The organism is Pseudomonas sp. LBUM1679 (genome assembly GCF_059695565.1).
This window is the reverse complement of record NZ_CP166774.1, coordinates 931664-957205: the sequence shown is the minus strand read 5'-3', so window position 1 is coordinate 957205 and position 25542 is coordinate 931664. Positions and strand designations below refer to the sequence as shown.

The window sequence follows — 25542 nt, the reverse complement described above, 5'->3', positions numbered from 1 at the left end:
TACTGCGGTTGTGATCCGCAAAATTGATAGGTTATCCTCGCGCAGCGCCTATTTTGAAACAAGACGGCAGGAAGCCAATGCCCCCTTCAATGGAACACGTGCTCGTCGATAAAAGCGTCCTCTTTCTGGACCCGGACATTATCAACCGCATTCGCGGCAAAAATGGTCTGCCCTTTATCGCCCACTCCGATCTTCTGGAGCTTCAATCCCTGACAAAGGGACACGAGCAGGTCCACAAAAACGCTCGACAATTTTTCCAGCTTTTCGCCGGCCAGCCTTCGCGACCGCACCGCGCGCTCCCCAAAGGTACAGCACTGCGTCCCGGCGATTTACTGGCCGAATGCGCTTTCGATGGCCAACCGATCTTCGCGCTCAAGCGAACGACGGCACTACAAGACCAGACCAAGTCGGATGACGCCGTCGACTTGTGCCGTCACTACGACCTGCTGTTACTGACTTGCGATGAGGCGCAACTCATTCAGTGCAAAGCCGCTGATGCCCGAGCCATACGCTGGGTCGGCCACGCGCCGCTCGTGCCTTTCGACCAGCCCAAGACGCCCCTCGCCACCGCTGATCGTCTTATCCAGAATAAAGGCACAATTATCACAGAAGGTTCGGTGGTAACAACGTCAAGCCGCCGCCGATTGACGCTTGGCAAGTCCATCAGCTCCGGTGGCGAAGGGACGATTTACGCCGTGGCAGGCAACGCTGAAGTGTGCAAGATCTATCACACCGGAAAGCTCAGTATCCGGCGCCGCGAGAAGATCGAGCTCATGGTGACACGCCGTATCGTTGAGCCTGGCATTTGTTGGCCGACCGAACTGGTTTTCAATGCTGATCAAGAGTTTGTTGGCTATGTGATGCCTCGGGCGGAAGGGAAAACCCTTCAGACCTCGGTATTCGTCAAACCGTTATTGGCGAAAACGTTCCCGCACTGGACGCGACGAGATCTGGTGAATGTCGCGATTGCGTTTCTGAAACAGGTGCAATACCTGCACTCGCTGAACATCATTGTGGGCGACATCAACCCCATGAACCTGCTCGTCACTCCGGATAGCAACAAGGTCTGGATGGTCGATACAGACAGCTTTCAGATCGATCATTTTCCCTGCGAGGTTGGCACCGTGCCTTTCACCGCGCCTGAGATTCAGGGGAAAGAATATGGCAAATACCTGCGTACAAAAGATCACGAGCTATTCGCCGTCGCCAGCATGCTGTTCATGATCCTGCTGCCAGGCAAACCACCCTATTCCCAACAAGGTGGCGGAACGGCGTCCGACAACATCAGGAACATGAACTTCCCCTATCGATTCAAAAAGGACAGCGGCAAAGGCAAGGTAAGCGTCACCCCGGTGGGCACCTGGCAGAATATCTGGAGTCATTTGCCGTACTTGCTCAAACAGGCGTTCAGCAACACATTCGAAGATAATCAGCGTCGACCGATCAGTGACTGGTTGACGCTACTGGCTCAGTACGGCGAAGAGTTGCGCAAGGGCAAGCATTGCGATGAGCTGTTCCCCGCCGCTTTTCGTATCACCGACCCGGTTGAGGCTGTCTGCGGTAGCTGCAAAAAAACCTACACCGAATCCAAGGTATGGCTTAAGAAAAGGCAGGCCTCGGGTAAATCGACTCGATGCGCGGACTGTCAAAAGGCGTCCAAACTGAAGCACCTGGCCAGTGAAAGCCAAAAGAAAACCGAGCAGGCAGTGCAGCGTGTGGCGCCACCTCCAGCGGCCGCCATGCCTCGCCCCAATCCGCCGCTGGTACGCAACATGACAGCACCTGCACCTGTACCTAAACGCACCGTGCCTGCTTCTGCGCCAGCGCCTGCCCCCGTGCGCCAGACGCCGACAAAACCGCAGCAGCAACCGACTTCCGCCCAACCGCAACCGTACCGATCCGTGCCAGCGCGCCCGCTCAACCAAGAGAGCATCGTTGTGCGCTGGCTCAAACGACTCTTGAAGCGTTTTTTGTAACGCTCAGCTCAAAAGGATAATCCCATGCAAGAAGACTATCTCCTCCGTCAGGAAGATCTCGCCGAAAACCCGACCACACGCGTGCCCGTGTGCCTCGTGCTGGACGTCAGCGGATCAATGGAAGGCGAGCCCATCGCGGAACTGCATTCCGGCGTTCAGATGTTTTTCGAGGCGATTCGTGACGATGAGGTGGCGCAATATGCCGCTGAAATCTGCATCGTGACCTTCGGCGGGACGGCGCAAAAAGTGCTGGATTTCGGATCCATCAGTCGTCAGGACGTCCCTCCGTTGGTGGCATCGGGCATGACACCGATGGGGCACGCCGTGAGCATCGCTTTGGACTTGCTGGAAGCACGCAAGGAAGATTATCAACGTGCCGGCGTTGATTATTTCCAGCCATGGATGGTCCTGATGACCGATGGCGAACCGACAGATGATATTGGCGAGGCGACCGATCGCGTGGCCAGCATGATCAGCAAACGCAAATTGACCGTTTTCCCGATCGCGATCGGTGCGGCAGCGAACTTACAGTCGCTAGCCCAGTTTTCCCCTACGCGCCCGCCCCTGCGCCTCAAAGGTTTGCACTTCAATGAGTTCTTTGACTGGCTGAGCCGAAGTGTTTCGCGAGCGTCTCAATCGACACCTGGTGACGCGGTGGCGCTGGACATTAAAGGTATCGAAGCCTGGGCACAGGTCTGAACCATGCCTGAGATCCCGGTAGACCTCAGCTGCAAAACGGCCTGCGCGTTTGTGGCAGGACGCTCACACCTCAAGACTCAAACGCCTTGCCAGGACTATGTTGCGGCCAGAGAGTCCAACGAGGTGACCTGCATTTCATTGGCCGATGGGGCTGGCTCCAGAGCCAGATCCGAAATCGGCGCCCACGTAGCGGTCACGGCTACCTTGGCCTTTGTCTGCAAAAACTTTGAAAGCCTCTGGCAAAACATGGACAAACACAACGCGAAGGCAGCCCAGCGACTGGTTAATCGCTGCTTGGATGCGTTCAAACGCAAATCTGCAAAGCTGGGCGGCGATATCAACGACTTTGCCTGTACCTTGTCGTTCGTCGCTTACTCACGAGGCCGCTACCTGGCAGGCCACTTGGGCGATGGCGTCATCGCAAGCGTTGATGCAGACGGACAACTTCAGGTCCTTTCTCATCCAGAAAATGGCGAGTTCGCCAATACCACCCTGTTTCTGACTGACCATAAAGCGGCGTCGCGGCTCAGGTTGTACCGTGGGCAAATCGAAGCCAAGGCGGGCTTCGCAATCATGAGCGACGGCACAGCAGAAAGCGTCTATCACAAATCCAGCGGCGTCCCCGCCCCTGCGATCCAAAAGTTGCTGGAGTGGAATGCAACGTTGCCCCGAAAAAAAATGAGGGATGTGTTGGGCGACAACCTGCAACAATCCATTGCCAGTAAAACCGGAGATGACTGCTCCATAGGCTTACTGTCGCTCCTGAAGCACCCCATCGACGTGGGGCAGACATCCGGAGTGACTGTTTCAGAGGAGAAATGACCGAAATCCTTTAATCGCAAGGCCCACCTTGTTTCGGAGGTCTTCGATCGGCGATTACTGCAATACACCCAACTCTTTTGCCCTGGCTACCGCCTGTGTGCGTCGTTCAACCCCAAGCTTGCTGTTGATATGGCTGGCATGGGTTTTCACCGTGTGCAGCGAGATAAACAGCTGATCGCTGATTTCCTGATTCGAACAACCCTGGGCGATCAATCGCAGGACGGCCATTTCCCGCGTACTGAGTTGTTCCGCGGCGGCGGATGACTCCGCTGCGGGACGGGCTGCCACTGCCGGAAGTTTTTCTGAAAGGCTCAATGAAACGGGGGTCGGCGCACAGAGTTGAAGTTGCCCACGCAGCCAGTCCGGCTGTTCAGTCAATAACCCGTCAAATGGTTGCAGCACTCCTCCGGCCGCCGCTTCCAGTGCCTGACTCAAGGCCTTGCGGGCTTCGGGTTCGCGCCCGCCTCCTAGCAATAACGTCACTTTCTGAGTCAACACCAGCACGCTGAGCAACTGCCGGCCGGTCTGCTGGCCATTCTCGAGCAACGCATTCAAGCGCCCTTCGGCCCGCATCGGTTCCCCCTGGATCACCTCCAGCAAGGCCTGCTGCAATTCGATGTGCAGCGGCAGCTGTGGATGGAATTCCGGAGGCGCGGCAGGATGTTCGCCGTTGTAGGTCTGGCCCAATCGCGTCAGCCAGGCTTCGGCCAGGTCGGTACGGCCCTGGGCCAGCCACAGTTCGCATTTGACCAGGGTAATCATCGCCAGGTAGTAGATCGGCGGCACGTCCCAGATGTGCATCAGGCGTTCGGCTTCGGCGAGTTCGGCGAACGCTTTCGCGAATTCGCCGCTGCTGCCTTCGAGCTTGGCGATCACGCAATGGCCGATCAATACGCTGATATCGCGACAGGCGCGTGCCTCGGTCAAACCCGCTTGCAATCGCAGCCGCGCAGTCTGTGGTTGCAAGCGCAGGGCCAGCAGGAAACCCTCATACAATGTCAGGCGGGCGCGTACGGCAAACAGCCGTTGCGGGGATAACCCTTGCAGGCGTTGCAGCCCCTGACGGACCTCTTCCAGTGCACGCAGGATCTCTCCCCGCGCCTGCAGCACTCGGGCGCGGTCGTAGTGGGCCAGCGCTTCGAACAACGGATTGCCGACCCGTTGTGCCAACTCCAGGGAATCACGGTTCAAGCCTCGTGCACGCCACAGGTCACCGTCGGCAATGGCCAGGTTGGACAAGGTCGAGAGGCACATCAGGCGTTGGCCGTAACGCCTGGAGGGAAGACTCTCCAGTGCTTCGGCGCAATAGAGCATCGTCAGCTCACGATTGCCACGGCCCCGGGCGATGATTCCGCTCAAGGCCAGCCATTGTGCCAGCATGGATTTCTGCGCCGTGGCCGACGGGGCCGGCAGGTAGCGGCTCAAATGACTGGCCAGCTCCTCGGCGGCGTCCAGCTGACAGGCCAGTCCCAACGCCCAGCTGTACAGTACGATCAGCCGTGGCGTGCTTATCAGCAAGCTGTCGGGCAAGTCCATTTTCCAGCGCAGCAACATGCCGACGTTCTGCTCGGCCAGCAGTTGCTCTTCCGAAAGGTTTTGCACCAGGTTCGCCGCGACATCCAGATGCCCGGCCCGCAATGCCTGCTCCACCGCCTCGTCGAGCAATCCCTGGGCATTGAACCAGCGACAGGCGCGCAGGTGCAGGCTCGCCACCGGCACCATCGCCGGTGTGGCAGGCCGCGTGCGCAGCAGGTCGGAAAACAGATGGTGATAGCGAAACCAGTGCCCCTGTTCGTCCAGCGGTACCAGGAACACCTGATGGGCCGAGAGAAAACGCAGGATCTCGGCACTGTCGTGGGCTTCGCGAACGGCGTCGCACAGCTCGCTGCAAAAGCGTTCCTGAGGCGCGGTGTCGTAGAGGAATGCCTGCACTTCGGCGGGCAGGCAATCGATGACTTCTTCGAGCAGGTAATCGCGGATCAGCCCTTCCCCGCCGTGCAAGGACTGGGGTAACTCGCCAGCGGTGCCCGCTTCGGAGGCCGCCAGCAGCCAGAAGCGCAGCCCGGCGACCCAGCCTTCGCTACGCTGGATCAGGTTCTCCAGCGCTTCACCGCGCAAGGAGGTGCTGTGTCGATCGAGCAGGGTCAAGGCTTCGTCGTGGGTCAGGCGCAGGTCCTGCTCATGCAGCTCGAGCAGTTGCCGCGACAGCCGCAGGCGAGCCAGGTGCCAGTCCGGACGCTGGCGGCTGGTCACCATCACCAGCAGGCCATCGGGAAGATGATTGAGGAAGAATTGCAGGCAACGATCGAGCACCGGACCCTGGGCCAGATGGTAATCATCGAGTACCAGTAGCAGCGGCGCCGTCGGCGACACATGCACGGCCAACTCGTCGAGCAAACCGTCCAGCCATTCTTCGAAGGCGAAGGGTTGATGCCGCTGGCGCATTTTCAGCAGCCCCAGGGACTTCCTGCCCAATTGCGCAAAGTAATCCTGGAGGCCTTCAAGTAACCGTTCAAGAAAACGCCCGGGGTCGCTGTCGCGCGGACTCAACCCCAGCCAGAGGCTTTGCCAATGGGCCGGCAACCCCTGACAGAACTCCACGGCCAGTGAACTCTTGCCGAACCCGGCCGGGGCACTGACCAGCAACAGCCTGCCACCGAGACCGGCACTCAGGCGCTCGCACAAACGCGGCCGCAGCACGTGGCCATCAGGCAAGGGCGGTCGAAAAAAGCGCCCGTCCAGTGCTGCGACGGTAGCGCTTGCAGGGCCTTGGAGTGGGGACAGATCAGTCATGGCCGGCTCTTGTTTGAAATGCTGTTGGCGGCGTTGCAGATGTCCGCAGACTAGCGGTAAACGAAGAGGGAATGAAGGTTATTGCTACAAATGGCTACAAAAAGACTACACCCCTGCGACCAGGGTGATGCGATGTGTCCGCAAACAGGTGACGCCATCGCGAGCAAGCTTGCTCCTTGAAAAAAAACGCCCCGAACCAGTCGGGGCGTTTTTCGAGGATGCGGCCTCTGTTTCAGTAAACGTTAGCGAACACCCTCCTGACGCAATGCCGCCGGAGTAAAGTCGCTGGTGGTCGCGGTGAAGCCGAAGTCATACGCCGACTTTTCTTCGTTCTTCATGCCCAGCGCCAGGTAACGACCCGATTGCAGGTCATACAGGGTTTCCAGGGTGTACCACGGCACCTGGACGTTGTAGTAGTTCTGGGAGTGGGCTTCCGCCACACGCCAGAGTTGATTGCGACCGTCGTAGTGATCGATCACCGCGGCTTGCCAGGTGTCTTCGTCGATGTAGAAGTCACGCTTGGCGTAGATGTGACGCTGACCTTCCTTCAGGGTCGCCACCACATGCCAGACCCGGCGCAGCTCGTAGCGAGCCAGGTCCTGGTTGATGTGACCGGCCTTGATGATGTCGGCGTACTTCAGTTGCGGCGAATCGAGCTTGTAGCTGTCGGAGGCGATGTACATCTCTTTCTTGCCTTCGAGCTTCCAGTCGTAACGATCCGGCGCTCCGTTGTACATGTCCAGGTTGTCGGAGGTACGCAGGCCATCGGCAGCGGTACCCGGCCCGTCATAGGACACTTGCGGCGCACGCCGCACGCGACGCTGACCGGCGTTGTAGACCCACGCCGAACGTGGCTCTTTAACCTGGTCGAGGGTTTCGTGCACCAGCAGCACACCACCGGCCAGACGTGCCGGCGCGGTCACTTTCTGCTTGAAGTAGAACAGGATGTTGCCCGGGTTTGCCGGATCGTAATCCTTCATCTTGTCGCGGAACACGAACTGGTCCTGGAAGTACACCAGGCTGTACGAGCCGTTCGGCTGCGGCGTGGCCTGGGTCACCAGACGGGTCACGCTGCCACCGCGATAGCGGGTGATGTGGTTCCAGATGACTTCGACGCCGGTTTTCGGAATCGGGAACGGTACTGCGGTTTCGAAGTTTTCCAGGCCGTTGCCACCGGACACCAGGCTGGTGCTGGTGGCGTTTTTCCTGATGGAGGCAAACACGGCATCCGGCACGGTGGCGCCGCGATGGGACGGGTAGACCGGCATCTTGAAGGTTTCCGGGTAGCGCTTGAACATCGCGTACTGGCCCGGGGCAAGCTTGTTCTTGTACTGGTCGACGTTCTGCGCAGTGATGGTGAACAGCGGTTTTTCACTGGCGAACGGGTCGGACAGGAAGCCTTTGCCGTCAACGTTACCGGCGTTTTTCGCCATGGGTTTCCAGGCCGGGATCGAACCGTCGGCGTTGCCCGCCATCTCGGCGCCCATCGGGGTCAGGCTCTTGCCCAGCTTGTCCGCTTCGGCCGCAGGGACCGCCGCCATCACGCCGGTCGCCAGCAGCGAAAGCCCCAGAACACCGATGTGGAACAGACTCTTTGTTATTTTCATATGTGTGTTCGTCCTGAAAATACAGTGCTTAGAAGTTCACGCCGAAGCTGAGCGCAACAAAGTCGCGGTCATCCGTGGTGGTGTACTTGCCGTCGAAGAAGTTGGTGTATGCCAGGCTCGCGGTGTAGGTGTTCTGGTACTCGGCATCGACGCCCAGGCTGACCGCTTTGCGACCTTCCTCGAAGTTGCCGCCAGGGCCAGGCGAGTAACCTTCCACGTCATGGGACCAGGCCACGTTCGGCTTGAGGTTCACCCCGGCAAATACGCTGTTGTATTCCCAGATGGCACGACCGCGATAACCCCAGGAGTTTGCGGTGGTAAAACCATCGTTTTCGCAATAGCGACTGACGTTGTTTTGCGCGCCACCTGCCAGGGTAGAAGTGTTCAGTGCCACGCACTGGCCAGCATTCAACGGACCAGGGCCATAGCTCGGGTCTCGGCCGTAACGCGCCTTGGAGGTGCTTTCCAGGCCGCCGACGTGAGTAAAGCCGACCTCGCCCACCAGGGTCAGTCGCTCGGCGCCCATCACCTGGTCGAAGAAGTGGGTCAGGGTGGTCTGCAGCTGGGTCACTTCCTTGCGACGATAGCCTTGTTGATCCTGTCCTGGCTGACCTTGAAGCACGGAGACGTTAGGGTTCAGCGGCGTCAGACCGGAAAAGAGAATGTCGGTGGTATTGAGCTGAACCGGAGCATTCGGCCGGTAGCTGACTTCACCACTCCACGCAGTACCTGTCGGCAATGTGGTGGAGAAACTCAGACCGTACAGGCGGATGTCTTCAGGGTACTCGACGTAGTAGCTGGAGTTGCCCGCCACCACCAACGGCAGCAAAGTTGGAGCCAGGCCAGCGGCGACACCCAGCGGTACACCGGCGCCCACCAGCCCCCCCACCAGACCTGCTCCACTGTAGGCGCTCGCCGGTGCGCCATGGCCACTGAAAATCGGGGCACGGCTGTGGTAGTTCATGAAATAGGCGCCGAACTCGGTATCCAGCGGATCGAACATGTACTTGAAGGACACGCCGAACTGGCCGCTGTCCCGTGCATCGCGATCCGGACCGCGACGAACGATGACGCCTTCATCCGGGTCACCCCAAGTCACGCCACGTGCGGCGAGGGTGTTGATGCTGGCGTTACGCAGTCCCGCCGGCAACCCTGCAGCCGTCAGTGCACCGTTGAGGCCGTTGCGGGTGCGCAATACCGCGAGGTTGTTGTCGCAGCCATCGGAAATCACGTCCGGTTGCGAGAAGAAAGTGCCGCAGTTATCGGTAACGGTCTGGTCCCATTCCAATTGATAGAAGGCTTCGGCCGAGAGGTTCTCGGTGAGGCTCTGGGACACGTAGAACATGTTGACCGGGATCAGGCCTTCCTTGATCTCGGCACCTGGACGACGGAAAGCGGAAACGTCGATCGGGTTGATCGAGTTGATGCCGCCGCCGATGAAGGTACTTTCACCCCAGCTCACAACCTGCTTGCCCAGACGCACGGAGCCCGGCTGATCGGCAACGGAGTAGTTGTGGTAGACGAAAGCATCGAGGATCTGCCCGCCGGCGGACTTGGCGCCTTCCTTGCGGTTGCTGTCGCTGATGTCCTTGAACGGACGACTTTCGTCCTTGAGTTCGAAGTCATACCAGTATTTGCCACGGACGAAAACGCCGGTGTCGCCATATTTCAACTCAAGGTCATGGATACCCTTGAAGATCTTCGAGAAAGTTTCCCCGCTCTTGAAGTTCAAGTGACCATCATCGGAGGTCTGGGACAGGCCGCGACCACCGTTGTTGACGCCGATGAGGTTCTTGTTGGCACTCTCGGTAGACCAACTGGCGCCGATCGACAGGGATGAGTCGAACTGACCTTCGATTTCACCAACGTTGAAACTGACGCCGAATGCTGGCCCGGCGAGCGTAGAGGCAAGACTGACCGCCAGGGGCAGTTTCGCCCTGCGCCAGAACTGGTTTACTGATGTCATCGACGCTACTCCATGTGCATTATTGTTATGGCAATTAGCACTCTTAAAAACGCTATGGATGACTGGGCGCCAAGGTGGCCCTAAGTCATTCCAAAGTTGCATCGCCCCGGTGTGTGCGTGTGCTCCGTTCTTAAAAATCCTTGGGCGGACTATAGCCAGCAGGCAGTACTGCTTGATCCCTCTAAAGTGTGATTTGCAGCGGCCAACCACTCTGGAACAGTCCTTTCGCCAATCCGACACCTGTCGGCACGGCAAGGATGGCTGAAAATTCGGATTTCACAAGCCAAGCGCTTGCTTGGTGGGCCTGGCGTGCCTTTTCGGGCACGCCAGGGGACGCTTAAAGCGTCGAGAGGAAGGTGCTGTTATTGGCTTGCCATTCGGTGATGTCGACGCGAATCCGCTTCTTGTCGAGTTTGCCGACACTGGTCTTGGGAATTTCAGTAACAAGGGCAATCTGGCTCGGGATGGCCCACTTGCTCAGGTGCCCCTGCTCCACAAACGGCTTGAGGTGTTCCTTGAGTTCCTTGGCCCCGATTACCTGGCCTTCGCGGATCACCAGCAACGCAAACGGCCGCTCGCCCCACTGCGGATCGGCAATGCCCACCACTGCTACTTCGCGTACCGCCGGGTGGCGGCTGATCAGGTCTTCGAGGTCCAGTGAAGAAATCCACTCACCGCCGGTCTTGATCACGTCCTTGATCCGGTCGCGAATGTCGATCACCCCCATGCTGTCCAGGGTCGCCACGTCACCGGTGTGCAGCCAGCCCCCGGCCCAGAGTTCGGCGCCCTTCTGCGGTTCGTTGAAATAACCTTCGGTGAGCCACGGTGCACGCAGCACCAGTTCGCCCTGGGTCTCGCCATCGGCGGGCAGGAAGTTGCCGTCGGTGTCGACGATTGCCGCCTCCACCAGGGGCCCCGGCACACCGGCCTTGATCCGATACGTGGTGCGTTCGTCTTCGGTACCGGCCATCAGCTCATCGTTGAGGTGCGCGCACGACACCAGCGGCCCGGTTTCCGACATGCCGTAGGCGGCGGTCAGCTGAATGCCCTTGGCCTTGGCCGCTTCGTACAGCGCACGGTTCAGCGCACTGCCGCCGATGACGATCTTCCAGCCACCGAAATCCGTGCCTTGTGCCGCCTTGGCATTGAGGACCATCTGCAGAATGGTCGGCACGCAGTGGGAAAAGGTGACCTTCTCCTTGCGCCACAGCTCCACCAGGTATTCCGGGTCATAGCGACCGGGATAGACCTGTTTGAGGCCAAGCATGGTCGCCACATACGGCAGGCCCCAGGCGTGCACATGGAACATCGGGGTGATGGGCATGTACACGTCGTTGGTACCCAGCAGCCTGACGCTGTCGATGGCACCCATGATCGTCGACACACCCATAGTGTGCAGCACCAGTTGCCGGTGGGTGAAATACACGCCTTTGGGATTGCCGGTGGTGCCGGTGGTGTAGAAGGTGGTCGCGACCGAGTTTTCGTCGAAGTCCTGGAAGTCGTACCGGGTGCTCGCGGCCGCCAGCAATTGCTCGTACTCGCCGATGAGGTTCGGCAAATCGGCGGTTTTTTCCGGCAGGTCGGTCAGCAGCAGGGTTTTCTCTACCGTGGCCAGGTGCCCGGCAATCGCGGTGTACAGCCCGACGAACTCGCTGTTGACCAGCACGAAGCGGTCCTCGGCGTGGTTCATGGTGTAGAGGATCTGTTCCGGCGACAGGCGCACGTTGATGGTGTGGATCACCGCGCCGATCATCGGGATGGCAAACATGCATTCCAGGTATCGATGGCTGTCCCAGTCCATGACCGCCACGGTATCGCCGGCCTTGACGCCGGCTGCCGTGAGCACGTTGGCCAACCGTGCGACCCGCTCGATCAGGGTCGGATAGCTGTAGCGCAACTGGTCGCGATAAATGATCTCGCGGGTTTTCTCGTAACGCGCGCCGGACATCAACAGCCGTTTGATCAACAGCGGATACTGATAAGCGCCTTCGGCTGGGGGGATAACGCGAGTCTGCAACATAAGAATCCCTTTTCTGACTGCACGGTCGTGACTGAAAGTAAGCACTCTAGTGCCCTTGGGCGCGTGCCAAATCAGCCAAAGGAATGATTTAGCTTCAACGGGGATTTGCTAGCTTTACGCCACTATTTTTGCGTCTGCGCCAGAATTACAGATTGAAGTTGTTATCGTTGCAATTTCATTTGCGCAAGGCTTGTCAGGAGATACGTGAAAACGAGCCTTGCGTCACATTATTGATACAACGTACGGATCGATAAGTAAGCCAATAACTGCGAAGCTTACCCGGCCTGACTTCGCAAGGCGGGTTCTGCATCACACCCACGTCGTCCAAAACGTTACCGGTACACAATGAGCACTGAAGCGACCGCCTCCGAGACCTGCAACTTGACGCAAGCCCCTCTGGTTTCCATCGTGGCGCCCTGCTACAACGCGGAAAAATACCTGGAAGAGGCCATCAAGAGCATCTTCGCCCAGGAGTACCCGAATTACGAAGTCATCATCGTTGACGACGGGTCCAGCGACAACAGCATCGTGATGCTCAAGCAACTGCAGCAAACCTATGATTTCCAGCTATTTACGCAACCGAACCAGGGTGTGAGTGCGGCGCTCAACCACGGTTTGCGTTACGCCAAAGGCGCTTACGTGTCGACGCCGGACCTGGACGACATCATGCTCCCGGAATCGCTGCGCATTCGCGCCGACTATCTGGACAAGAACCCGAACGTCGGTTGTGTGGGCGCTCTGATCACCTACATGGACAGCGATGGCAATACCATCAAGCAGCAAAAACGCGACCAGATCCGCAGCTACACCTTCGATCAAGTCCTCGGCGGTGCCGTCGTGATCGGTGCGCCGGTCGCGCTTTATCGCATGAGCGCGATGCGACGTGCCGGCTTCTATGCCTCGCAGTTGCGGGTTCAAGACTTTCAGATGACCTTGCGGATTGCCCGGTTGGGATACGAGATCCATGAACTACCCGTATGCACGACTCGCTATCGCCGCCATGCCAACAACCTGTCGAGAAAATACCGGGTGTTGCTGCAGGCCGACCTTGAGGCCATCGCACCGTACGCAGACCATCCTGCCTATCAGAGCGCCCGCACCCAACTGGTGAACAAGGCCCTCAAATACGCTGTGGTCGAAGACAAGAAAGAAGCTTGGCGACTGTTGCGCTCGATTCCCTGGCGTCACTTGAATCGAACCAGCTTCAAGCGCCTGAAACGACTGATGTTGCATCGCTAGCCCTCCCTTCGCTGTCAGGCCTCATGCATGAAATTTCTCGAAAAACTCAAACAACGTAAAACCAGAAAGCACCTGAAGCGCCTGGAAAAACTCGAAAGAGCGCCAGAAAAAATACGCCTGCGCTACCCCAGGTACGAAGTCGGCGTGGGCACCTATGGCATCCCGGAGGTCATGGAGTTTGGCGACAACACGATTCTGAAGGTCGGTTCCTACACCTCAATGGCCGAAGGTGTGAAGATTTTGCTGGGTGGCGGCCATCGAACCGACTGGATCAGCACCTATCCCTTTCCGTTGATGATTGACGAAGCCCGGGACATTCCCGGTTGTAGCCCGACCAAAGGCGATGTAGTGATCGGCAGCGATTGCTGGATTTGCGCCGACGTCATGATTCTGTCCGGCGTGACCATCGGCCACGGCGCGGTGGTCGCAGCCGGCGCCGTCGTGACCCGCGACGTCGAACCCTATGCGATCGTCGGCGGCAATCCATGCCGCCACATTCGCTGGCGTTTTGATGAGGACGTGCGCCAGGACTTGCTGGCGTCGGCCTGGTGGGACTGGCCGATGGAGGAAGTCAAAGCGGTGTCGCGGATTCTGAGCAGCAGCAACATGGACGGTTTTCTGGACTACGTCCGCCAACGCCGCATCGACGCTACGTAAACAGCGTTTCAACCGCGGCTGATCATGCCGCGGCCGCCTTGCAACGTCTAATGCATCTCGGTAAACGCGAGTTTCACGCCGATGGCGATCAGCACCGCGCCCATGGTCCGGTCGAACCAGTGGCCCATGCGCGCGAACCCGGCGCGCACGCGCTGCTGGCTGAACAGCATCGCCACCAGGCAAAACCATACAGCGGTGGCCACTGCCAGATAAATGCCGTAACCAGCCTGCACCGTCAGCGGAGTGTGTGGATTGATCACCACGGTGAACAACGAGAGGAAGAACAGCGTTGCTTTCGGGTTCAGGCCATTGGTCACGAAACCGGAAGTGAAGGCGCCGCGAGCCGTACGCTCGCCTGCTTCCTTGCGCAGCTCGTCCGTCACCGCGCTGGCCGGCCGAGCGCGCAAAGCCTTGAAGCCGATGTACAGCAGATAAGCGGCGGCGGCCCATTTCAAGGCGTTGAACAACACGATCGATTGCGACACGATCAGGCCGATGCCGAGCAACGAGTAACCGACGTGCAGAAAAATGGCCGTGCCGACGCCCAGCGCCGTCCAGGTACCGGCCCGACGACCGTGGGTCACGCTTTCACGTACCACCACGGCAAAGTCGGGGCCGGGGCTGGCGACGGCCAGCAAATGAATCAGGGCAACGGTCAAGAACTCTGTCCAGTACATGAGGACTCCTTTTGGGCAAGCGTAACTGTTTGTTTCATCTGGTAGGCTCGGCAGATTACGCCTTCAGTTCAATGCACAAAAGGTACAGTTGATGACGAACTCTCGCCGCGCCGTTTTCCTCGACCATCCCTCCCTGGACCTGGGCGATCTCGACCTCAGCCCGTTGCGCGCCTGTTTCAGCGAACTGCAGTTGTTCGCGCAAACCACGCCTGACCAGGTCATCGACCGCCTGAAGGGCGCCACCGTCGCCATCAGCAACAAAATCCTGATCGATGCCGATACCATCGCCGCCAGTCCCGAGCTGAAGCTGATCCTGATCACCGCTACCGGCACCAACAATGTCGACCTCGCGGCAGCTCGTGCCCATGGCATCACCGTATGCAACTGCCAGGGTTATGGCACGCCGTCGGTGGCCCAGCATACGATCATGTTGCTGCTCAATCTGGCGACACGCCTGGCCGACTACCAGAAAGCCGTCGGCGAAGGTCGCTGGCAGCAGGCGAAACAGTTCTGCCTGCTGGACTATCCGATTGTCGAACTGGAAGGCAAATCCCTCGGTTTGCTCGGTCACGGTGAATTGGGCGGCGCGGTCGCACGGCTGGCCGAAGCGTTCGGCATGCGAGTGTTGCTGGGGCAGATTCCGGGACGTCCGGCCCGTCCGGATCGCTTGCCACTGGATGAACTGCTGCCGCAAATCGACGCGCTGACCCTGCACTGCCCGCTCAACGAACACACCCGCCACTTCATCGGTGCCCGTGAACTGGCATCGATGAAACCCGGCGCCTTCGTGATCAACACCGCTCGCGGTGGCCTGATCGACGAACAGGCCTTGGCCGACGCCTTGCGCAACGGTCATCTGGGCGGCGCGGCCACCGACGTGCTGAGCGTCGAGCCACCGACCGCCGGCAACCCGCTGCTGGCCCATGACATCCCCAGGCTGATCGTCACCCCGCACAATGCCTGGGGCAGTCGCGAAGCGCGGCAGCGGATCGTTGGCCAATTGACCGAGAACGCTCAGGGATATTTCAGCGGTAAAGCGCTGCGGGTCGTCAGTTGATAAACTGCGGCACTTTTTTTCAAGGAGCAGAGTATGGATCCGCGCAGTGAAGTACTGCTTCGTCAGGCCGAGTTATTCCAGGGTTCGGTCCTGTTGGCCGGCTTGCCCGCCGACGATCTGCTGGGCCGCCTGCCCGATGCCCATGGCTGGTGCTGGCATGCCGGCGATCAAGCGGCGCTGGATGCGCGGTTTGCCGAGCGCAGCCATTTTGGCGTAACGGTGCCGGAGCGTGGGTTCGACGCCGCCGTGGTGTTTCTGCCCAAGTCCAAGGACCTGACCGATTACATCCTCAATGCCGTCGCCTCGCGCCTGGCCGGGCGCGAAGTGTACCTGGTCGGCGAAAAGCGCAGCGGCATCGAGGGCGCGGCCAAGCAGCTGAATCCCTTCGGCAAACCGCGCAAACTCGACAGCGCGCGGCATTGCCAACTATGGCAGGTCACCGTGGCCACTGCGCCTCAAGCCAAATCACTGGAAAGCCTGGCCCAGGAATATGAGCTGCCGCTGGCCGAAGGCCCATTGAAAGTCATCAGCCTGCCAGGTGTATTCAGCCACGGCCGACTGGATCGCGGCAGCGCCTTGCTGCTGGACCATCTGGACAAATTGCCGAGCGGCCACCTGCTGGACTTCGGTTGCGGCGCCGGTGTGTTGGGGGCTGCGGTGAAACGTCGTTATCCGCACAACCTGGTCACTTTGCTTGATGTGGATGCGTTTGCCGCTGCCAGCAGTCGTCTGACCTTGGCTGCCAATGGTCTTGAGGCGGACGTTATTACCGGGGACGGAATCGATGCCGCCCCCATGGGTTTAAGTGCCATTCTGAGCAACCCGCCCTTCCATGTCGGGGTCCATACCGATTATCACGCCACGGAGAATTTGCTGCGAAAAGCGGCCAAACATCTGAAAAATGGTGGCGAACTGCGGTTGGTTGCCAACAGCTTCCTGAAGTATCAACCGCTGATCGAAGAGCACCTGGGTGTCTGTGCAATCAAGGCCGAAGGGCAAGGTTTCAGGATCTACCGGGCCAAGCGCGGCTGACACTTCTTTTACAAAAAGAGGCTTGCCCAATCGGATTTGCCTAGGCAGAATCCGCTCCGTCCTAGGGGAGTAGTCTCCCACGAGCGCCATGCTCGTCCGGCATACGTCAACATACTTGGTCAACAGACCATGGCGTATGCGACCCCAGCGTCCGCATCAGACGGAACGCAGGGTTTGACAAGACCTATGACACGAACACCTTACCCGGGGCGGGAAGGCTGTACGTGTCATAGCCGTGTCGACCCGCCCCTTAGGAAAACCCTGATGCTGGATTCTCTACTCGTTCCCACCGCAATCGTTGCCTTGGCCGAAATCGGCGACAAGACGCAACTGCTCGCGCTCATTCTCGCTGCCCGTTTTCGCAAACCCTGGCCAATCATCGCCGGCATCGTCGCCGCGACCCTGGCCAACCATGCGGCAGCCGGTGCGGTAGGCGCCTGGTTCGGCAGTTTCTTCTCGGATGCGACGCTGCACTGGATCCTTGCTGCCAGCTTCGCCGCCACTGCGCTGTGGACCCTGGTGCCGGACAAAATGGACGACGATGAAGCCAGCACCGCCCGCAAGTTCGGACCGTTCCTGACGACGCTGATCGCGTTTTTCCTGGCCGAGATGGGGGACAAGACCCAGGTCGCCACCGTGATGCTCGCCGCGCAATACCCGGAGCTGTGGCTGGTGATCATCGGCACCACCCTCGGCATGCTGATTGCCAACGTGCCGGTGGTACTGGCGGGCAACTTTGCCGCGGACAAACTGCCACTGACCTTGATCCGTCGCCTGGCGGCGTCGGCGTTTCTCATCCTGGCCATTGTCGCGGTGTACAAGGCGATGCAGAGCAGTGGGTGGGTTTGACGTGGTAGGTCGGTAGACCGCGTTATCGTTCTTCGCTGTAGGAGCGAGGCTTGCCCGCGAAGAACGATAACGCGATATATCAGGCGGACCGCATCGATCCCTTCGCGGGCAAGCCTCGCTCCTACAGCGAAGGCATCAGCAGCTGCGCTATATGACTATCAGGATTTCTTGGCCTGCTCGTAAAGCGGCATGACCTTCGGAATCGCCGCCTGCAACGAAGCGATACGACTCGACGAAGCCGGGTGAGTGCTCATGAACTCCGGTGGCGCACCTTCCGAGGCCTTGCTCATCTTGTTCCACAGGGTGATCGCGGCATTCGGGTTATAACCGGCGCGAGCGGCCAGCTCCAGCCCGATCAAGTCCGCCTCGTTTTCATTGGAACGGCTGTTGGGCAAGGTCATGCCGTAGTTGGCCACGGTGTCCGCCAGCGCCAGGCTGTCCTGGCCCAGGCCGAACAAGGCACCTGCACCCTGCTTGGCCATCTCGATACCGTAGGCCTTGGACATCGCTTCCCGACCGTGCTCGCGCAGGGCGTGGGCGATTTCATGGCCCATGATCGCGGCAATTTCATCGTCGGTCAGGCTCAGGCTGTCAATCAGCCCGGTGTAGAAAATGATCTTGCCGCCAGGCCCGCAGTTGGCATTGAGTTCATCGCTCTTGATCAGATTGACTTCCCACTTCCACTGCGCCGAGTCCGGACGAAATTTCGGCGCCTGGGCAATCAGCCGGTCGGCAATCGCCTGGACCCGCTTGGCGTCGTTACTGGTCTTGTCCAGCACACCTTTGCTGGTCGCCTCGCCCACTGTCTTTTGATAAGACTGGGCGTACATCTGGTTGACCTCATCCGTCGACAACATGCTGAACATGTACTGCTTGCGCTCAACGCCCACCGCGCCACCGCTGGTGGTATTGACCGACTGACAACCGGCGAGCAGCAAACCTGCGCTCAGCGCACACAAAACCAATGTCTTGCTCATCAAAAAACTCCCTGAAAACATGTCGGGTATCCTAGGCGTGGATTTGTATCGGCGCCAGACACAACAGACATGCAGACTGATATTTCGGATAAAGCTCTCATCGCTGTAGCAAAAAAAAAGCTTCAGCGGATAAGTCGACTGCCGCAGGAGGGGGGCATAGATCAATCAGCTCAAGGTCTGATCCGAGGGCCTCATCGCGGGCAAGCCCGCTCCCACAGGGATTTGCGGCGTTCACAAAACCTGTGGGAGCGGCGGTGCGACGATTCGACTTGCCCGCGATGGCGTCAGCACAAACAACCCTTAACCCGGCGTCAGACACTCCGGCCCATTCAGCTTCGGATCATTCACCATGTTCGCCAGCACCCGCTCGCGCAACGCCGAGGGCTCACTGGCAAGCAACGCCTGCAACCCATGCAACGGTGTCTCGGGATTGAGCCACGCCTCCTGCCCCGCTGCGTCGAGAATCAGCGGCCGACGCTGACTCGCCGCCGGTTGGGTGATCACCGCCGTACTCAGCCATACCTGTTCCTGCACCGGATAGGCCTCCCAGATCGCTGCAAAATACAGCGTCGAGCCCTCTGCCGGGGTCAGCCAGTACGGGCGCTTGCGGGTGGTGCCGCGCCATTCGTAGAAACCGTTGGCCGGCAGCAGGCAGCGGCGCGAACGCAGGGCCGCGCGGAACATCGGCTGTTCGGCCACGGTTTCGGCGCGGGCATGGGCCGGGGTGCGGGACAGGTCGGTCAACCACGGCGGGGTCAGCCCCCAACGGGCACGGGCCAACTCACGCTGGCCATCACTGCCGGCGCGCAGCATCAACACCGAATCGTTGGGAGAAATATTCCACTGGGCCTGTTGGTCGGCGGGGAAGCCAGGCAGGGCCGCGAAGGCGGGGTTCCAGCGAAACAGGGCATAACGTCCACACATGGGGCAACATAACTCTAGATAAAACGAACACCAGCCTAACAGACCAGCGTGCCGGGAAAACTCTCCGGTTCATCGCCGGACAACGGCAGCGCTGCATTGTACGCGGTGATCAGTTCCCTGGCGTAGTCAGCCTGATCGTTATCGACCGACAGTCCCAGCAGACCGAAGATCGGCAATTCGCCGGTGCCCCCGAGCAAATCACGACCCACCAGATGCGCCTCGATGCCCTCGCTGGCCAGCATGCCTTGCAGCAACTCCCCTTCCATCAGGTTTTCCGGCTCGTAGATTCGCTGCATGGCGTGCCCCTTTTCATTCGTTTTCGCTGTGAACTTCGAGCAACCATTCTTGACCGTCGGTCTGCAGGACAAACGTAATGGGGCGACAACACACCGGGCAATCTTCGATATACGTCTGATCGCCGCCGGACAAGTCCAGAACAGCTTCAGCCTCTTCCCCACAATACGGACATTCGTAGCGCTCGGTTTCCAGCATCGCGGTCTCCCAGGTGACTTGTGCGTATAATCGCCGGTCTGTTTGCAGGGCTATTTTTGTCTGGCTACTTTTTCAGACCGTGCCCCGTTGGTTTTCGATCAAAACCTTTACTTACCCTAGCCGTTTCCAACAAGAGAGCATGATGGGCGAATTCGATGCCATCCGACCTTACGACGATAGCGAAGTCCCAGCAGTGCTGAATCGGCTGCTTGGTGACAAGGCGTTTCTAGATATCCTCATCCACTTCCGCTTCCCGCGTTATGCCGGGGCCTTCGGCTGGATGCTCAAACCTCTTATAGCTCATCGGCTGCGCCGTGAGTTCGCCGGCGTCAATTCGGTGGCCACGCTGCAGGACAAAGTCGAGTTCTACGTCGACCACACCATCGAGCGAGCCACCGACGGCGTGACGTACACCGGCGTCGAGCAGTTCAAGTCAGGCAGCGCCTATCTGTTCATCGCCAATCACCGCGACATCGTGATGGACCCGGCCTTCGTCAACTACGCGGTGTACCACGCAGGCCTGCCGACTCCCCGCATCGCGATTGGCGACAACCTGCTGCAAAAGCCCTTCGTCAGCGACCTGATGCGCCTGAACAAGAGTTTTATCGTGCACCGTTCGATCAGCGGTCGGCGCGAAAAGATGGCGGCCTATCAACTGCTGTCGGCCTACATCAACCACTCGATCCGTAACGATTGCGCGTCGATCTGGATCGCCCAGGCCGAAGGTCGCGCCAAGGACGGCGACGATCGCACCGAATCGGCGATCCTCAAGATGTTCCACATGAGCCGCAAGGACGAGCCCTTCGGTGAAGTCATCCGTTCGCTGAACGTCACTCCGGTGTCGATCAGCTACGAGTACGACCCGTGCGACCAGGCCAAGGCTCGCGAGCTGTTCATCCGCGCCACCACTGGCAGCTACACCAAAGTGCCGGGCGAGGACGACGTGAGCATCGCCAAGGGCATCACCGGCTACAAGGGGCGCGTCCATGTGAACTTCGCCGCGCCGATCACACAGCTGTTCGAAGACACCAAGCAATTGGCGATCGAGATGGACAAGCAGATTCTCGGCGGCTACCGGTTATTCCCGGTGCATTACCTGGCCTATACGCAGTGGAAAGACGCCGACCCGCAATTGCAGGTGCCGAAAGCCACCGAAGTGTTCACGGCCGACGAACTGGCCAAGGCGCAGGAGGAATGGCAGCGACGCCTGGAGGCATGCCCGGAGGAACATCGCCCGTTCCTGGTGCTGCAATATGCGATGCCGGTGCGTAATCAGTATCGGGTCAAGGCGGGATTGCCGCTTTAAAGATCAAAAGATCAAAAGATCGCCGCCTGCGGCAGCTCCTACGGGGGTCGCGCTCAACGCAAAAAATGCGTAATGACGCGGTACCTGTAGGAGCTGCCGCAGGCTGCGATCTTTTGCTTTAACGATCTAGGGGGCGTTCTCAATTAGTTTCCACACCGCGCCGGGCCTGCTGCTGTGCAGGGCAAGGCGCGAGAAGCGTGGTTTGGTCATTCCAAATAAGCTTCGAGCAACGCAGCCCTGCACAACAGCAGGCCCGGCCCTTCGGGTTGTGCCTTAAAGCGGGCCAGGCTGCGTTGCAGGCCTTGGAAAGGGAACAACCATTCCCGGCGGCCTGCGCCTTGCCTGGCCCGCTTTAAGGCGACAACGCGGCGGGGAAACTAATTGAGAACGCCCCCTAGACCTGTGTGCTGATCCACGACACCAACAGCGCCAACCCCAGGCAGGCGAAACCGAAGCGGTAGAAAAACCGGTTCATGCGCAAGGTCGCCCAATCCAGATTGGGCTCTTCGCCAGGACGACGCTGGCGCTGCGTCTCGATGCTTGCCAGCGCACGTTGCTCACGACGACGGGTCGCATGCAGCAACCAGCTGCCAGGGAAGGCAAACAGCAAGGCCAGCAGGTTGATCAATTTGGCGGGATGGGCGGTAAACAGCGTCATCAAATGCAGCGACATCACAAACCTCGGAAAAAACAGCTGTGGCAGACGCCGAACCGACGACCGCGGCGCGGATTCTACCGAATGCGCTGCGCTGCTGCCCCGTCCTTGCGACAAATAACCCACCATTAGGCAGATTACTGTCCTGCGTCATCTGGATTCGCCAGTCTGTCGCCTGCTACACGACGAGTCCAACGCCCCCCCTGTAGGAGCGAGCTTGCTCGCGAAAAACGTATGGGCGACGCGTGCATTCAGATAGCCCGCGTCATCGTTAACGACCATCGCTGGCAAGCCAGCTCCTACAGGGGGATTGCATCATTCGTTGAGAATCTGGCCAATCGTCGGATCCTTGAACAGACGCGTCAACGCATCGCTCAACACATCACTGACCAGCTTGGTATTGGTTTCCTGATTGGGTGCCATACCGAAACGCTGGTCCAGGGATGCACCGTAGCGGCCGCTGTAACGGCGGTTGGCGTTCTGCACATCGGAGCGGAAGGTCGCGCCAATGGTCGCCTCGGTCACGTACATGCCTTCCTTGGGCGATTGGTATTTAAGCTCCGCCAGGGTCACGGTCAGCTGCGGCGCATTCAGCGCGTTGGATGTCGGGGTAAAGCCCAACAAACGCACGGCCGCTTCGGCCTGGGCCTGCAACTTCGGCAGAATCTGCGCGCCCTGCACGGTGATCGCGCTGGTCTCGGGATACAAGCCACCACGGGTGCCCAGGGTTGGCGACGGACGACCGTCCACCACGCGCACCACCACCGGCTGGCCACGGCCGACCGGCGCCAGCTGCGTCGTCAGCTTGGGTTCCGGGTTCAGTTGTTGCGGGCTGTGGGCGCAGCCGACCAGGGTCAAACTGGTCACAGTGATCAAACCGAACAACAAGCGTTGCAACATGCTCTTCTCTCCAGAATCAGGCACTAACAGGCCGGCAGTATAGCGGTGCGCCACTGCGGCTAACTAGCTTCATGCGGCGATTACTGAAATCTCTGACAAACCCTTCAGAGCGCGGTTCCTGTCACACATTTTTCACCTACCTTTCACGTGCACGTCACGACTTGCTGCCAACTTGTCGGTAGTCACCCACAAGGTACTTCGCCATGCGTTATCTCATCTCGCTGTTCGCACCACGCCCGCTGCATCGCTGCTTCGCCCTGCTCGACCGCAATGGCCACTGCCAGGCATTCAAGCAGTGCAGCCTACAGCCCATGGGCGATGGTTGGATCGAAATCGAAGAAATCCGCCTCAACTGGCTGCACCATCCCCTGCCCGCCAGCGCCCGCATCAACCAGCGTCAACCACGCGCGCGGGTGCAACATCTGTTGACCACCTGACCAGACGCCTAATAAAAGTCATCAAACACGACCATTTCCCTGCGTTTCTTCGCTACAATCTCCCCCCGATTATAAGGACGTCTCCTGATCGGGCCTCGCAGCATCGTCAATACGCAGGTATTGGCACCCCGCACCGCCCACAGAGAGCCGCCCACACAGATCGAGTGAAGCTGGCGTGCTTGCTGTTCCCTTAAGCAAAACCCCACTTTTCGCGAATCTGCAGAGCTGTCATTACGCTCGGTCACTGAGCTGTTTGCCCGTTTTGACTGTCATGTATTGCATGGCGGCCATCCATCCGGGCACGGTGCCAGGCTGGGGCAGCCCTTTTTGAGGTTCACGTCTTCAAAAGAGCGTGAAAAAAACGGGTTTTCACAACTTCACAAGAGTGTGGCGAGCAAATGAATAGTTTTGCGTCTGAACATGCACCATTAGCGTCTGAAACAGCCCAACGACACAGGACCGAGTATTCCTCGAACACCGGAGCCTGAAGCCTGTCCGCTACGGATTTGGTTGCACAAACGGATGTATCGACCATAGGTCGAATTGCCAACCGCGTGTCGAAGTGAGTTCATGTAACTCTTTTTGGACCCGGCCGGTAGCGTCCGTCGAAGTTGCGAAAAATTGCGAAGATTCGGACATGGCGATCCTGCCATGGGTATTTGGGGCATCACTGACACGCCCCGCAACGCCTGGCAGCCATGCCGACAATTTGGTGCTGCAGATTTTGGAGACGCGTTAAATGGCGCATAACGAAGCAGTCGACGTAGTACTGGTTGGGGCCGGCATCATGAGTGCCACCCTGGCTGTACTGCTCAAAGAGCTCGACCCCGCGATCAAGCTGGAAGTCGTCGAGCTGATGGATTCCGGTGCCGCGGAGAGTTCAAACCCGTGGAACAACGCCGGGACCGGCCACGCCGGGCTGTGCGAGCTCAACTACACGCCACAGGCCGCCGACGGCACCGTCGACATCAAGAAAGCCGTGCACATCAATACCCAGTTCGAGGTGTCGAAGCAGTTCTGGACCTACCTGACCAAAAAGGGCACCTTCGGTTCGTCCAAGACCTTCATCAGCCCGGTGCCGCACCTGAGCTTCGTCCAGGGTGACGCTGGCGTTTCCTTCCTCAAGGAACGCTTCGAGGTGATGAGCAAGCATCACGCCTTCGCGGACATGGAATACACCGAAGACAAAGCCACCATGGCCGAGTGGATGCCGCTGATGATGCCCGGCCGGCCGGCCGACGAAGTCGTCGCCGCCACCCGCGTCATCAATGGCACCGACGTCAATTTCGGCGCCCTGACCAATCAATTGCTCAAGCACCTGACCAGCGCACCCGATGCCCAGGTCAAGTACTGCAAGCGCGTCACCGGCCTGAAGCGTAACAATGGTGGCTGGACCGTCAGCATCAAGGACGTTAACAGCGGCAACACTCGCGAAGTCGATGCCAAATTCGTCTTCCTCGGCGCCGGTGGCGCGGCCCTGCCGCTGTTGCAGGCTTCGGGCATCGAAGAAAGCAAAGGCTTCGGCGGCTTCCCGATCAGCGGCCAGTGGCTGCGTTGCGACAACCCGGAAGTGGTCAAGCACCACCAAGCCAAGGTCTACAGCCAGGCTGCAGTCGGTTCGCCGCCGATGTCGGTCCCGCACCTGGACACCCGTGTGGTCGACGGCAAGAAGTCCCTGCTGTTCGGGCCTTACGCCGGTTTCACCACCAAGTTCCTCAAGCACGGTTCCTTCATGGACCTGCCGATGTCGGTTCGTGCCGGCAACATCGGCCCGATGCTGGCCGTGGCGAAAAACAACATGGACCTGACCAAGTACCTGGTCAGCGAAGTCATGCAGTCGATGGAACAGCGCCTGGAATCCCTGCGTCGTTTCTACCCTCAGGCGAAAGCCGAAGACTGGCGCCTGGAAGTGGCTGGCCAACGGGTGCAGATCATCAAGAAAGATCCGAAAAAGGGCGGCGTCCTGCAGTTTGGTACCGAACTGGTCGCGGCCAAGGACGGTTCCCTGGCGGCACTGCTCGGCGCTTCGCCTGGTGCGTCGGTGACGGTTTCGATCATGCTTGAGCTGATCGAAAAATGTTTCCCGAACAAAACCTCCGGCGAATGGGCTGCCAAACTGGCGGAAATCTTCCCGGCCCGGGAAAAAGTTCTGGAAACCGATGCTGCGCTGTATCGCAAGATCAATGTGCAGAACAACATCGCACTGGAACTGGTTGAAGCCAGCAGCGAGACCGAAAGCTACGCTTGATTCGGTTGCACAAAAAACGCCCCGTCCTTGTGGGAACTGGCCTGGCGAAAGCGTCACTGCAGATACACCGCAGCGCGTCTTTCGCCAGCAAGCCGGATCCTACAAGGATGGGGCGTTTTTTTTGTGTTGCTTTAAAGATCGCAGCCTCGTTGCACTCGACAGCTCCTACACAGCTCCTACACAGCTCCTACAGGTGTATGCGATCCCAT

22 protein-coding genes, 1 pseudogene and 1 riboswitch are annotated in these 25542 nt (G+C 59.2%); of the genes and pseudogenes, 11 read left to right on the top strand and 12 right to left on the bottom strand.

Annotated elements, in window-relative coordinates:
• The first annotated feature begins 77 nt into the window (after positions 1 to 77).
• The 3 genes from ACA062_RS04340 to ACA062_RS04330 are packed head-to-tail and all read left to right on the top strand — an operon-like array spanning position 78 to position 3497.
• Positions 78 to 1976 carry a protein kinase domain-containing protein gene (locus ACA062_RS04340; protein WP_497455359.1) on the top strand — a complete coding sequence of 633 codons (1899 nt, stop codon included), beginning with the start codon at positions 78 to 80 and terminating at the stop codon, positions 1974 to 1976.
• 24 nt (positions 1977 to 2000) lie between these two features.
• Positions 2001 to 2675 carry a vWA domain-containing protein gene (locus tag ACA062_RS04335; protein WP_497455358.1) on the top strand — a complete coding sequence of 225 codons (675 nt, stop codon included), beginning with the start codon at positions 2001 to 2003 and terminating at the stop codon, positions 2673 to 2675.
• A 3-nt stretch (positions 2676 to 2678) separates the two neighbouring features.
• Entirely contained in the window at positions 2679 to 3497 is an 819-nt protein-coding gene (locus ACA062_RS04330) for a PP2C family serine/threonine-protein phosphatase (RefSeq protein ID WP_497455357.1), read from the top strand.
• A gap of 54 nt (positions 3498 to 3551) precedes the next feature.
• Here the strand turns inward: ACA062_RS04330 and ACA062_RS04325 are convergent, their stop codons facing one another.
• The 4 genes from ACA062_RS04325 to ACA062_RS04310 all read right to left on the bottom strand — a co-directional run bounded on the left by ACA062_RS04325 (position 3552) and on the right by ACA062_RS04310 (position 11883).
• Positions 3552 to 6290, bottom strand: a complete 2739-nt coding sequence (locus ACA062_RS04325; RefSeq protein WP_497455356.1) for a winged helix-turn-helix domain-containing protein — start codon at positions 6288 to 6290, stop codon at positions 3552 to 3554.
• A 242-nt stretch (positions 6291 to 6532) separates the two neighbouring features.
• On the bottom strand, positions 6533 to 7897 hold the full coding sequence (locus ACA062_RS04320) for a DUF1329 domain-containing protein (RefSeq protein WP_497455355.1): 1365 nt from the start codon (positions 7895 to 7897) through the stop codon (positions 6533 to 6535).
• 28 nt (positions 7898 to 7925) lie between these two features.
• On the bottom strand, positions 7926 to 9863 hold the full coding sequence (locus ACA062_RS04315; protein ID WP_497455354.1) for a DUF1302 domain-containing protein: 1938 nt from the start codon (positions 9861 to 9863) through the stop codon (positions 7926 to 7928).
• Between the two features lie 337 nt (positions 9864 to 10200).
• Positions 10201 to 11883, bottom strand: a complete 1683-nt coding sequence (locus tag ACA062_RS04310) for a fatty acid--CoA ligase (RefSeq protein WP_497455353.1) — start codon at positions 11881 to 11883, stop codon at positions 10201 to 10203.
• A gap of 345 nt (positions 11884 to 12228) precedes the next feature.
• Here ACA062_RS04310 and ACA062_RS04305 point away from each other — a divergent pair, with 345 nt between their 5' ends.
• Positions 12229 to 13122, top strand: a complete 894-nt coding sequence (locus ACA062_RS04305; RefSeq protein ID WP_497455352.1) for a glycosyltransferase family 2 protein — start codon at positions 12229 to 12231, stop codon at positions 13120 to 13122.
• 27 nt (positions 13123 to 13149) lie between these two features.
• Positions 13150 to 13779 (top strand): CatB-related O-acetyltransferase, encoded by a 630-nt coding sequence (locus ACA062_RS04300; protein ID WP_497455351.1) that lies wholly within the window; start codon positions 13150 to 13152, stop codon positions 13777 to 13779.
• Between the two features lie 47 nt (positions 13780 to 13826).
• On the opposite strand, the gene ACA062_RS04295 is transcribed toward ACA062_RS04300, so the two are convergent.
• Positions 13827 to 14456 (bottom strand): LysE family translocator, encoded by a 630-nt coding sequence (locus ACA062_RS04295; protein WP_497455350.1) that lies wholly within the window; start codon positions 14454 to 14456, stop codon positions 13827 to 13829.
• 91 nt (positions 14457 to 14547) lie between these two features.
• Between ACA062_RS04295 and ACA062_RS04290 the strand changes: the two genes are divergently transcribed.
• The 3 genes from ACA062_RS04290 (at position 14548) to ACA062_RS04280 (ending at position 17394) form a co-directional block, all read left to right on the top strand.
• Positions 14548 to 15513: a 2-hydroxyacid dehydrogenase gene (locus ACA062_RS04290; protein ID WP_497455349.1), complete on the top strand. Its 966-nt coding sequence runs from the start codon at positions 14548 to 14550 to the stop codon at positions 15511 to 15513.
• Positions 15514 to 15546: 33 nt separating this feature from the next.
• Positions 15547 to 16545, top strand: coding sequence for a methyltransferase (locus ACA062_RS04285; RefSeq protein WP_497455348.1), 999 nt, complete (start codon positions 15547 to 15549; stop codon positions 16543 to 16545).
• Between the two features lie 51 nt (positions 16546 to 16596).
• A riboswitch (yybP-ykoY riboswitch) is annotated at positions 16597 to 16721 on the top strand.
• A gap of 88 nt (positions 16722 to 16809) precedes the next feature.
• A complete protein-coding gene (locus tag ACA062_RS04280) occupies positions 16810 to 17394 on the top strand; it encodes a TMEM165/GDT1 family protein (protein WP_128873707.1) in 585 nt (194 codons plus the stop codon).
• A gap of 158 nt (positions 17395 to 17552) precedes the next feature.
• On the opposite strand, the gene ACA062_RS04275 is transcribed toward ACA062_RS04280, so the two are convergent.
• From ACA062_RS04275 to ACA062_RS04260, 4 genes are all read right to left on the bottom strand, one after another.
• Positions 17553 to 18371: a M48 family metallopeptidase gene (locus tag ACA062_RS04275; RefSeq protein WP_497455347.1), complete on the bottom strand. Its 819-nt coding sequence runs from the start codon at positions 18369 to 18371 to the stop codon at positions 17553 to 17555.
• Positions 18372 to 18671: 300 nt separating this feature from the next.
• Entirely contained in the window at positions 18672 to 19295 is a 624-nt protein-coding gene (locus tag ACA062_RS04270; protein ID WP_497455346.1) for an SOS response-associated peptidase, read from the bottom strand.
• A gap of 35 nt (positions 19296 to 19330) precedes the next feature.
• Complete coding sequence (locus ACA062_RS04265; RefSeq protein ID WP_150797324.1) at positions 19331 to 19591, bottom strand: putative signal transducing protein; 261 nt, start codon at positions 19589 to 19591, stop codon at positions 19331 to 19333.
• Positions 19592 to 19604: 13 nt separating this feature from the next.
• Complete coding sequence (locus ACA062_RS04260) at positions 19605 to 19787, bottom strand: CPXCG motif-containing cysteine-rich protein (RefSeq protein WP_008153387.1); 183 nt, start codon at positions 19785 to 19787, stop codon at positions 19605 to 19607.
• Between the two features lie 139 nt (positions 19788 to 19926).
• On the opposite strand from ACA062_RS04260, the gene ACA062_RS04255 reads away from it, so the two are divergent.
• Positions 19927 to 21093, top strand: a complete 1167-nt coding sequence (locus ACA062_RS04255) for a 1-acyl-sn-glycerol-3-phosphate acyltransferase (RefSeq protein ID WP_497455345.1) — start codon at positions 19927 to 19929, stop codon at positions 21091 to 21093.
• A gap of 394 nt (positions 21094 to 21487) precedes the next feature.
• Here ACA062_RS04255 and ACA062_RS04250 read toward each other — a convergent pair whose 3' ends face one another.
• The 3 genes and pseudogenes from ACA062_RS04250 to ACA062_RS04240 all read right to left on the bottom strand — a co-directional run bounded on the left by ACA062_RS04250 (position 21488) and on the right by ACA062_RS04240 (position 22648).
• The gene (locus tag ACA062_RS04250) at positions 21488 to 21766 is read right to left on the bottom strand and encodes a hypothetical protein (RefSeq protein ID WP_497455344.1); all 279 of its coding nucleotides are present in this window, start codon (positions 21764 to 21766) and stop codon (positions 21488 to 21490) included.
• 186 nt (positions 21767 to 21952) lie between these two features.
• Positions 21953 to 22030, bottom strand: a pseudogene (locus tag ACA062_RS04245) (outer membrane lipoprotein carrier protein LolA); the annotation flags it as partial.
• A 33-nt stretch (positions 22031 to 22063) separates the two neighbouring features.
• Positions 22064 to 22648, bottom strand: coding sequence for a YajG family lipoprotein (locus ACA062_RS04240; RefSeq protein ID WP_150746217.1), 585 nt, complete (start codon positions 22646 to 22648; stop codon positions 22064 to 22066).
• Positions 22649 to 22851: 203 nt separating this feature from the next.
• Here ACA062_RS04240 and ACA062_RS04235 point away from each other — a divergent pair, with 203 nt between their 5' ends.
• Together ACA062_RS04235 and mqo are read left to right on the top strand one after the other, a co-directional pair.
• The gene (locus ACA062_RS04235) at positions 22852 to 23085 is read left to right on the top strand and encodes a hypothetical protein (protein ID WP_497455343.1); all 234 of its coding nucleotides are present in this window, start codon (positions 22852 to 22854) and stop codon (positions 23083 to 23085) included.
• A 739-nt stretch (positions 23086 to 23824) separates the two neighbouring features.
• A complete protein-coding gene (gene mqo / locus ACA062_RS04230; protein WP_497455342.1) occupies positions 23825 to 25333 on the top strand; it encodes a malate dehydrogenase (quinone) in 1509 nt (502 codons plus the stop codon).
• The last annotated feature ends 209 nt before the right edge of the window (positions 25334 to 25542 follow it).

What these genes read in the sequence shown, in the direction of transcription:
- ACA062_RS04340 (WP_497455359.1), top strand. Translation starts at nt 78, where the DNA reads ATGCCCCCTTCAATGGAACACGTGCTCGTCGATAAAAGCGTCCTCTTT.
- ACA062_RS04335 (WP_497455358.1), top strand. Translation starts at nt 2,001, where the DNA reads ATGCAAGAAGACTATCTCCTCCGTCAGGAAGATCTCGCCGAAAACCCG.
- ACA062_RS04330 (WP_497455357.1), top strand. Translation starts at nt 2,679, where the DNA reads ATGCCTGAGATCCCGGTAGACCTCAGCTGCAAAACGGCCTGCGCGTTT.
- ACA062_RS04325 (WP_497455356.1), bottom strand. Translation starts at nt 6,290, where the DNA reads ATGACTGATCTGTCCCCACTCCAAGGCCCTGCAAGCGCTACCGTCGCA.
- ACA062_RS04320 (WP_497455355.1), bottom strand. Translation starts at nt 7,897, where the DNA reads ATGAAAATAACAAAGAGTCTGTTCCACATCGGTGTTCTGGGGCTTTCG.
- ACA062_RS04315 (WP_497455354.1), bottom strand. Translation starts at nt 9,863, where the DNA reads ATGACATCAGTAAACCAGTTCTGGCGCAGGGCGAAACTGCCCCTGGCG.
- ACA062_RS04310 (WP_497455353.1), bottom strand. Translation starts at nt 11,883, where the DNA reads ATGTTGCAGACTCGCGTTATCCCCCCAGCCGAAGGCGCTTATCAGTAT.
- ACA062_RS04305 (WP_497455352.1), top strand. Translation starts at nt 12,229, where the DNA reads ATGAGCACTGAAGCGACCGCCTCCGAGACCTGCAACTTGACGCAAGCC.
- ACA062_RS04300 (WP_497455351.1), top strand. Translation starts at nt 13,150, where the DNA reads ATGAAATTTCTCGAAAAACTCAAACAACGTAAAACCAGAAAGCACCTG.
- ACA062_RS04295 (WP_497455350.1), bottom strand. Translation starts at nt 14,456, where the DNA reads ATGTACTGGACAGAGTTCTTGACCGTTGCCCTGATTCATTTGCTGGCC.
- ACA062_RS04290 (WP_497455349.1), top strand. Translation starts at nt 14,548, where the DNA reads ATGACGAACTCTCGCCGCGCCGTTTTCCTCGACCATCCCTCCCTGGAC.
- ACA062_RS04285 (WP_497455348.1), top strand. Translation starts at nt 15,547, where the DNA reads ATGGATCCGCGCAGTGAAGTACTGCTTCGTCAGGCCGAGTTATTCCAG.
- ACA062_RS04280 (WP_128873707.1), top strand. Translation starts at nt 16,810, where the DNA reads ATGCTGGATTCTCTACTCGTTCCCACCGCAATCGTTGCCTTGGCCGAA.
- ACA062_RS04275 (WP_497455347.1), bottom strand. Translation starts at nt 18,371, where the DNA reads ATGAGCAAGACATTGGTTTTGTGTGCGCTGAGCGCAGGTTTGCTGCTC.
- ACA062_RS04270 (WP_497455346.1), bottom strand. Translation starts at nt 19,295, where the DNA reads ATGTGTGGACGTTATGCCCTGTTTCGCTGGAACCCCGCCTTCGCGGCC.
- ACA062_RS04265 (WP_150797324.1), bottom strand. Translation starts at nt 19,591, where the DNA reads ATGCAGCGAATCTACGAGCCGGAAAACCTGATGGAAGGGGAGTTGCTG.
- ACA062_RS04260 (WP_008153387.1), bottom strand. Translation starts at nt 19,787, where the DNA reads ATGCTGGAAACCGAGCGCTACGAATGTCCGTATTGTGGGGAAGAGGCT.
- ACA062_RS04255 (WP_497455345.1), top strand. Translation starts at nt 19,927, where the DNA reads ATGATGGGCGAATTCGATGCCATCCGACCTTACGACGATAGCGAAGTC.
- ACA062_RS04250 (WP_497455344.1), bottom strand. Translation starts at nt 21,766, where the DNA reads ATGTCGCTGCATTTGATGACGCTGTTTACCGCCCATCCCGCCAAATTG.
- ACA062_RS04240 (WP_150746217.1), bottom strand. Translation starts at nt 22,648, where the DNA reads ATGTTGCAACGCTTGTTGTTCGGTTTGATCACTGTGACCAGTTTGACC.
- ACA062_RS04235 (WP_497455343.1), top strand. Translation starts at nt 22,852, where the DNA reads ATGCGTTATCTCATCTCGCTGTTCGCACCACGCCCGCTGCATCGCTGC.
- mqo (WP_497455342.1), top strand. Translation starts at nt 23,825, where the DNA reads ATGGCGCATAACGAAGCAGTCGACGTAGTACTGGTTGGGGCCGGCATC.